The following is a 7391-nucleotide window of genomic DNA, read 5'->3' on the forward strand; positions in this document are numbered from 1 at the left end:
CTCTAAAAGTTGATGAGTTGTTTTGTTCAGGCTGATTCAGCGGGGCCATTGCCCGCCAAGCTGCGCCGCCCGGGCTTGTGCCTGACGGTATTCTTCATCCAGGCGTGCCACCAACTGATCGACGCTGGGCAAATCATCGATTTCACCCACGCCCTGGCCAGCGGACCATACGGTTTTCCAGGCCTTGGCTTCATCGTTCAGCGGTTTGAGTTTCGAGCCGAAATCCACCGCGCCTTTGTTCTGCAGGGCGGCCAGATCGAAACCGGCGTTCTCCAGGCTCTGGCGCATGAAACTGGCCGGTACCCCGGACACAGCGGGAGTATGCACGATGTCTGCGGCTCTGGATGTGAGCAACATCTCTTTATAAGCGTCAGGTGCGTGGCTTTCGCTCGTACCGATAAAGCGTGTACCGAAGTAGGCCAGATCCGCGCCGAGCAATTGTGCGGCCAGGATCTGATGGCCGTGGTTCAGGCACCCTGCCAGCAGCAGGGTCTTATCGAAAAACTGCCGGATCTCGGCAATCAGTGAAAACGGGCTCCAGGTCCCGGCGTGCCCACCTGCGCCAGCGGCTACGGCGATCAAGCCATCGACACCGGCTTCGGCGGCTTTCTCGGCATGCCTTCGGGTCGTCACGTCATGGAACACCAGGCCTCCGTACCCGTGAACCGCGTCCACCAGCTCTTTCACCGCACCCAGGCTGGTGATGACAATCGGCACCTTGTGTTCGATGCAGATGGCCAGGTCGGCCTGAAGTCGCGGATTGCTGTGATGGACAATCAGGTTTACCGCGTAGGGCGCCGGGTTTTCCAGGGTTGCCAAGCCTGCTTCGATTTCTTCCAGCCAGGCCTTGAAGCCGCTGCTTTCGCGCTGGTTCAACGCTGGAAAGCTGCCGACAATGCCATTGCGGCAGCAGGCCAGCACCAGTTGCGGATTGGAAATCAGGAACATTGGCGCCGCCACGACGGGCAGTCGCAAGCGTTGTTCAAGCAGAGCGGGCAACGACATTGGAAGTACCCCGGAAATGGATGCTGATTGGAGGTTAGAACGGACGAACGACGACCAGAATTACGATAGCCAGCAATATCAGAACCGGCACTTCATTGAACCAGCGATAAAAGACATGGCTGCGGGTGTTTTCGCCACGGGCGAAGCGTTTTACCTGGGCGCCGCACATATGGTGGTAACCGATCAGCAGCACGACCAGGGTCAACTTGGCGTGCATCCAGCCTCCCTGGGTGAAGTAGGCGCCGGCATTGAGGCTGAGCAACCCGATGCCGAATACCAGGGTGGCAATCATCGCCGGTCCCATGATGCCACGGTACAGCTTGCGCTCCATGACGCTGAAGCGCTCTTTGCTGACACTGTCTTCGCTTTGGGCGTGATAGACAAACAGGCGAGGCAGGTAGAACAGGCCGGCGAACCAGCAGACCATGCTGACAATGTGAAGTGCTTTGAGCCATAGATAGAGCATTTTTAGTTATTCCTCGATTCACGGTAGCCCGATAGTAGAGGTTGGAGCGGTCACACGTCACCTTGACGGTTGTCGCCACGCCCCGCGGCCCCTATCATCGACGGCTTTCCAGTGGGTTCGTTGAGGGCAGGTTTATGGTCAAGGTCGGTATCGTCGGCGGCACGGGTTACACCGGTGTCGAACTGCTGCGTCTTCTGGCACAGCATCCGCAGGCTGAGGTGGTGGTCATCACTTCCCGATCCGAGGCCGGCCTGGCCGTCGCCGACATGTATCCGAACCTGCGAGGCCATTACGACGGCCTGGCGTTCAGCGTCCCGGACGTCAAGACCCTTGGCGCCTGCGATGTGGTGTTCTTCGCCACGCCCCACGGTGTCGCCCACGCCCTGGCCGGTGAACTGCTGGCTGCTGGAACCAAGGTGATCGACCTGTCGGCGGACTTCCGTCTGCAGGACGCCGATGAGTGGGCCAAATGGTACGGCCAGCCCCACGGCGCGCCGGAGTTGCTCGAGGAGGCAGTCTACGGCTTGCCGGAGGTCAATCGCGAGAAAATCAAGCAGGCTCGGCTGATCGCCGTACCGGGTTGCTATCCGACCGCTACACAGTTGGGCTTCTTGCCGTTGCTTGAGGCCGGTCTTGCCGATACTTCGCGTCTGATCGCCGACTGCAAATCCGGGGTCAGCGGCGCCGGGCGTGGCGCCAGTGTCGGGTCGCTGTATTCTGAGACGTCGGAAAGCATGAAGGCGTACGCGGTCAAGGGGCATCGCCACCTGCCGGAAATTCGCCAGGGGCTGCGCCGGGCAGCGGGCAAGGATGTCGGCCTGACCTTCGTGCCGCACTTGACGCCGATGATTCGTGGCATCCATTCCACCCTTTATGCGACCGTCGTCGATCGTTCGGTGGACCTGCAGGCATTGTTTGAAAAGCGTTATGCCAACGAACCGTTCGTCGACGTAATGCCCGCTGGCAGCCATCCGGAGACCCGCAGCGTGCGCGGTGCGAACGTTTGCCGGATTGCCGTGCATCGTCCGCAGGACGGTGACCTGGTGGTGGTATTGTCGGTCATCGATAACCTGGTCAAGGGCGCGTCGGGCCAGGCGGTGCAGAACCTGAACATTCTGTTCGGCCTGGATGAGCGCCTGGGGCTGTCCCATGCGGGGATGTTGCCTTGAAAGCAGTTGGCCGCAGCTCCGCAAATAGTTGACCGATTTTGTAGGAGAAGCGGATAATGCCCGCCATCACGCATTATGGCGGCGTAAGCGCCGGGAGATATTCAGCATGAGCGTCGAAACCTTCACCCCCACGGCTTTGCAATTCACCCATGGTGCCGCGCACAAGGTGAAGAGCCTGGTCGATGAAGAGGGCAATGATCGTTTGAAGCTGCGCGTATTTGTTACGGGTGGCGGTTGTTCCGGTTTCCAGTACGGCTTCACTTTCGATGAGGAAGTGGCCGAAGACGACACCATCGTCGAGCGCGAAGGGGTCAGCCTGGTGGTCGATCCGATGAGCTTCCAGTACCTGGCAGGTGCCGAGGTGGATTATCAGGAAGGTCTGGAGGGTTCGCGCTTCGTGATCAAGAACCCTAACGCCACCACGACCTGTGGGTGCGGTTCTTCGTTTTCGATCTGAGACAGCTCCAATAAAAACGCCGCAGTGCCTTACGGTCCTGCGGCGTTTTTTTGTCCGTGATCTTATCTCAGGCCGGGTAGATGGCGCCGAGTACGCGCAAGCCACGGGCGCCAGTGACACTCGGACGATTGCCCGGAATGCCTTCAAGGCAGCAATGGGCGAGCCAGGCGAAAGCCATGGCTTCGACCCAGTCCGGGTCCACGCCATACTCCGCCGTACTGCTGACCCGGGTATCCGGCAGCAACTCGGCCAGGCGCTTCATGAGCGCCTGGTTGTGCGCGCCGCCGCCGCAAATCAGCAACTCCTGGGTATTCGTTTGGGCATGCTGCAGTGATTCGACGATGGTCAGGGCGGTCAGTTCGAGCAACGTCGCCTGTACGTCTTGCGGAGCGAAGGTTGGCAACTGCGACAAATGCTGGCTCAGCCAAGGCAGGTTGAATACCTCGCGGCCGGTACTTTTCGGCCCCTTGGTGACGAAGAAAGGATCGCTGAGCAGTGCCTTGAGCAGGGCTGGCTCGACTTTCCCGCTGGCAGCCCATTGGCCGTCACGGTCGAAATGGTCGCCTCGTCGCTGATGTATCCAGGCATCGAGCAATACGTTGCCTGGACCACAGTCGAACCCGGCTACAGGTTTTGCGGGCTCTATCAGGCTGAGATTGCTGAAGCCGCCGATATTCAACACGGCACGATTACCAGCTCGTTCTTCGAACAGTGCTTCGTGAAACGCCGGTACCAGTGGGGCGCCTTGTCCGCCAGCGGCAACATCACGGCTGCGGAAGTCGCTGACGACGGCGATGCCGGTCAATTCGCTCAACAGGGCCGGATTGCCGATCTGCACGGTAAACCCACGGGCTGGTTCATGGCGGATGGTCTGGCCGTGGCTGCCAATCGCGCTGATGTCTTGAGGCTTGAGTTTCTGTTCGTCGAGTAGGGTATGGATACCCTGGGCGGCCAGCTTTACCCACTTTTGCTGGGCAATGGCGGAGCGGGCGATTTCATCGGGCCCGCTGCTGCACAGTCCGAGTAATTCGGCGCGCAGGGCGGCGGGCATGGGAATGTAGTGCGTGGCAATCAATTTGATCGCCGGAGCCAGTTCGATCAGTGCGATATCCAAGCCATCCAGGCTGGTCCCGGACATCACACCGATATAGAGCGCCATGGCTTAGCGCTTGCTCGAGGCCAGCATGGTGGCTTTCTCTTGATCCATGCGAGCCATCAAGGGTTGGCTTTGTGCCAGGAAGCGCGCGCGCTCGCCCTTGGCAATCGGATCGGCCATCGGCAACTTCTGGCCAAGCGGATCGACATGGACGCCGTTGACCTGGAACTCATAGTGCAAGTGCGGTCCGGTGGACAGCCCGGTGGTACCGATGTATCCGATCACCTGGCCTTGCTTGACGGTGCCGCCAGTCTTCACGCCTTTGGCGAAGCCCTGCATGTGGCCGTACAGCGTGCGATAGGTGTTGCCGTGCTGGATGATCACGGTATTGCCATAACCGCCGCGACGTCCGGCCAACAATACCTTGCCGTCGCCGGCCGCCTTGATGGGCGTACCACGGGGGGCTGCGTAGTCGACACCTTTATGGGCGCGGATCTTGTTCAGGATCGGATGCTTGCGGCCGGCGGAGAACTTCGAGCTGATGCGGGCGAAGTCAACCGGTGTACGGATGAATGCCTTGCGCATGCTGTTGCCGTCGGCGGTGTAGTAGCTGCTGTTGCCTTGTTTGTTGGTGTAGCGCACCGCGGTGTATGTCTTGCCGCGGTTGGTGAAGCGCGCGGAAAGGATCGGGCCGTTGCCGACGCTCTTGCCATTGACCACTTTCTGCTCATAGATGACGTCGAATTCGTCACCTTGGCGAATGTCCTGGGCGAAGTCGATGTCGTAGCCGAAGACGCTGGCCATGTCCATGGTCAGGCTATGGGAAAGGCCGGCGCGGGCAGCGGACTGGGACAATGAGCTGTTGATGACGCCATGGACGTAGGTCGAGCGAACGGTAGGCTTGGCGGTGACGCGGTTGAATACGTAACCCTTGTCATTTTTGGTCAGGGTGATGCTTTCCAAGTCGCTGAGCTTGGTGTGCAGGTTGTTCAGCTGTCCATCTGGATTGAGTTCGAATTCGAGTTTCTGACCGCGTTGCAGTTGAGTGAACTGCTTGGCTTGCTTGTCGCTGGCCAGGATTTCGTGGACCGATGTGGAGGGCAGGCCAACCTTTTCGAAGAGGGTGGAAAGCGTGTCGCCCTTGGCAACAATCACTTCGCGATGTTCCGGTTCTTTCTTTTCTTCCGCAACAGGCGCTTCTACCGCAGCGGCGGCCTGGGCGGTGTCTTCCGGGCTGTTTTCAATCTGCGCAAAAGGAGAGGCGGCCGGTTCGTTTGTGGCTTGAACGGCTTCGGCGGCGTCTTGTTCTTGTGTCAGTTGTTCAGCAGGGCTTTCCAGTTCAAGACTCAGAGTCGTCTTTTTGGCTTCAACATCGCTGGAGGGAAACACCAGGAGCGCCAGGCTTAGGAGGGCTGCGATGCCGCTGGCGGCAAGCAGATGGGTCTTTGGGTAAAGCGGCGGCGCTTTAGACGGTTCTGTGGTCATAAGTAATTTTGACTTTTGAAAAGATGAATTGGAAAAGATGAATGACATGATGAAGATGAAATAACTGTATAAAATATAACCAAAACCCCTGCGAAGCAAGCCCGCGAATGCTCTGTTCTGTGGATCGGTGTCCGTGCGCCGGGCAAACCTTGTATTTGGTGCGCGATCTTGTATGGTTGGGGCCCTTTGAATCTGAGCCTTACGGGTCTGTTATGAAGTCGGTTGAAGAGCAGCTAGCGCTGATCAAACGTGGTGCGGAAGAACTGTTGGTCGAGTCCGAGCTGATCGAAAAGCTCAAGCGCGGGCAGCCGCTGCGCATCAAGGCTGGCTTCGATCCGACGGCGCCCGATCTGCATCTGGGACATACCGTGCTTATTAATAAGCTGCGCCAGTTCCAGGACCTGGGGCATCAGGTCATCTTCCTTATAGGGGACTTCACCGGCATGATCGGTGATCCAAGCGGGAAGAGTGCTACGCGCCCGCCGCTGACTCGCGAGCAGGTTCTCGATAACGCCGAGACCTACAAGACTCAGGTTTTCAAGATTCTTGATCCGGCCAAGACCGAAGTGGCATTCAACTCCACTTGGATGGATCAGATGGGGCCGGCGGATTTCATTCGCCTGACATCCCAATACACCGTGGCTCGCATGCTCGAGCGCGATGATTTCGACAAGCGCTATACGACCAATCAGCCAATCGCTATCCATGAGTTCCTCTACCCGCTTGTTCAGGGTTATGACTCGGTCGCGTTGCGCGCGGACGTTGAGCTGGGCGGTACCGACCAGAAGTTCAACCTGTTGATGGGGCGTGAGTTGCAGCGTGGTTACGGTCAGGAGGCGCAGTGCATCCTGACCATGCCATTGTTGGAAGGTCTGGACGGCGTGAAGAAGATGTCCAAGTCGTTGGGCAACTACGTGGGCATCCAGGAAGCGCCGGGCGTCATGTACGGCAAGCTGGTCTCCATTCCTGATGTGCTGATGTGGCGTTACTTCGAGCTGTTGAGCTTCCGGTCCATGGGCGAGATCAATGCGCTCCGTGCCGATGTAGAGGCCGGGGCCAATCCGCGGGACATCAAGATCAAGCTGGCTGAAGAGATCGTTGCGCGTTTCCATGGTGAGGAGGCTGCGGCCAATGCTCATCGTGCGGCGGGTAATCGTATGAAGGATGGCGAGCTGCCGGATGATCTGCCGGAGATCGAGTTGACTGCTGTCGAGAATATGCCAATTGCAGCGGTCCTCAATAAGGCTGGCCTGGTCAAGAATGCTGCGGTGGCGAGAGATCTCCTGGGTTCGGGTGGCGTGCGTATAGATGGTGAGGTTGTGGATCGCACCTATATATATGAGCTGGGTTCTACTCATGTGTGCCAGGCCGGCAAGAAGGCTTTCGCACGTATTACGCTGAAATCTGAATAAAGCGAAATTAAGGGTTGACGGCAGATTCTGGAAGTCTATAATTCGCCCCACTTCCGGCGCAGTCGAAACGGAAAACTCCTTGATATTCAAGGAGTTAAGTAGGTTTCGACGGTGCAGGGCTTCAGTTCATCGAAGCCCGGAAGGCGCAGATAGAGCAGTGTTGTTTGGCTCTATATGCGGTTCGATCTTCTCGGTCGAAAGCGGTGAAAAAGAGGTGTTGACAGCAGCGAGTAACGCTGTAGAATTCGCCTCCCGCTAACGAGAGATCGGAAGCGCAAGTGGTTGAAGTTGTTGATGTTTC

At 58.2% G+C, this 7391-nt stretch carries 7 protein-coding genes; 3 read left to right on the forward strand and 4 right to left on the reverse strand.

Features of this window, described 5'->3' with window-relative positions; translation table 11 throughout:
• Positions 1-36: 36 nt before the first annotated feature.
• The gene (locus tag BLQ55_RS16785; RefSeq protein WP_092205519.1) at positions 37-1005 is read right to left on the reverse strand and encodes an NAD(P)H-dependent flavin oxidoreductase; all 969 of its coding nucleotides are present in this window, start codon (positions 1003-1005) and stop codon (positions 37-39) included.
• A gap of 34 nt (positions 1006-1039) precedes the next feature.
• Entirely contained in the window at positions 1040-1471 is a 432-nt protein-coding gene (gene hemJ, locus BLQ55_RS16790; protein WP_092205518.1) for a protoporphyrinogen oxidase HemJ, read from the reverse strand.
• A 134-nt stretch (positions 1472-1605) separates the two neighbouring features.
• Between hemJ and argC the strand changes: the two genes are divergently transcribed.
• Both argC and erpA read left to right on the forward strand, forming a co-directional pair.
• The gene (gene argC / locus BLQ55_RS16795; RefSeq protein WP_060740384.1) at positions 1606-2640 is read left to right on the forward strand and encodes an N-acetyl-gamma-glutamyl-phosphate reductase; all 1035 of its coding nucleotides are present in this window, start codon (positions 1606-1608) and stop codon (positions 2638-2640) included.
• A gap of 106 nt (positions 2641-2746) precedes the next feature.
• Positions 2747-3097, forward strand: a complete 351-nt coding sequence (gene erpA / locus BLQ55_RS16800; RefSeq protein WP_003177727.1) for an iron-sulfur cluster insertion protein ErpA — start codon at positions 2747-2749, stop codon at positions 3095-3097.
• 67 nt (positions 3098-3164) lie between these two features.
• Here the strand turns inward: erpA and BLQ55_RS16805 are convergent, their stop codons facing one another.
• Together BLQ55_RS16805 and BLQ55_RS16810 are read right to left on the reverse strand one after the other, a co-directional pair.
• Entirely contained in the window at positions 3165-4256 is a 1092-nt protein-coding gene (locus BLQ55_RS16805; protein WP_092255237.1) for an anhydro-N-acetylmuramic acid kinase, read from the reverse strand.
• Between the two features lie 3 nt (positions 4257-4259).
• Positions 4260-5678, reverse strand: a complete 1419-nt coding sequence (locus BLQ55_RS16810) for a peptidoglycan DD-metalloendopeptidase family protein (RefSeq protein WP_092255240.1) — start codon at positions 5676-5678, stop codon at positions 4260-4262.
• A gap of 212 nt (positions 5679-5890) precedes the next feature.
• Here BLQ55_RS16810 and tyrS point away from each other — a divergent pair, with 212 nt between their 5' ends.
• Positions 5891-7090: a tyrosine--tRNA ligase gene (gene tyrS, locus BLQ55_RS16815; protein ID WP_092255243.1), complete on the forward strand. Its 1200-nt coding sequence runs from the start codon at positions 5891-5893 to the stop codon at positions 7088-7090.
• Positions 7091-7391 lie beyond the last annotated feature (301 nt).

It is taken from the genome of Pseudomonas sp. NFACC13-1, from assembly GCF_900104425.1.
GTDB classification, from domain to species: domain Bacteria; phylum Pseudomonadota; class Gammaproteobacteria; order Pseudomonadales; family Pseudomonadaceae; genus Aquipseudomonas; species Aquipseudomonas fluorescens_AA.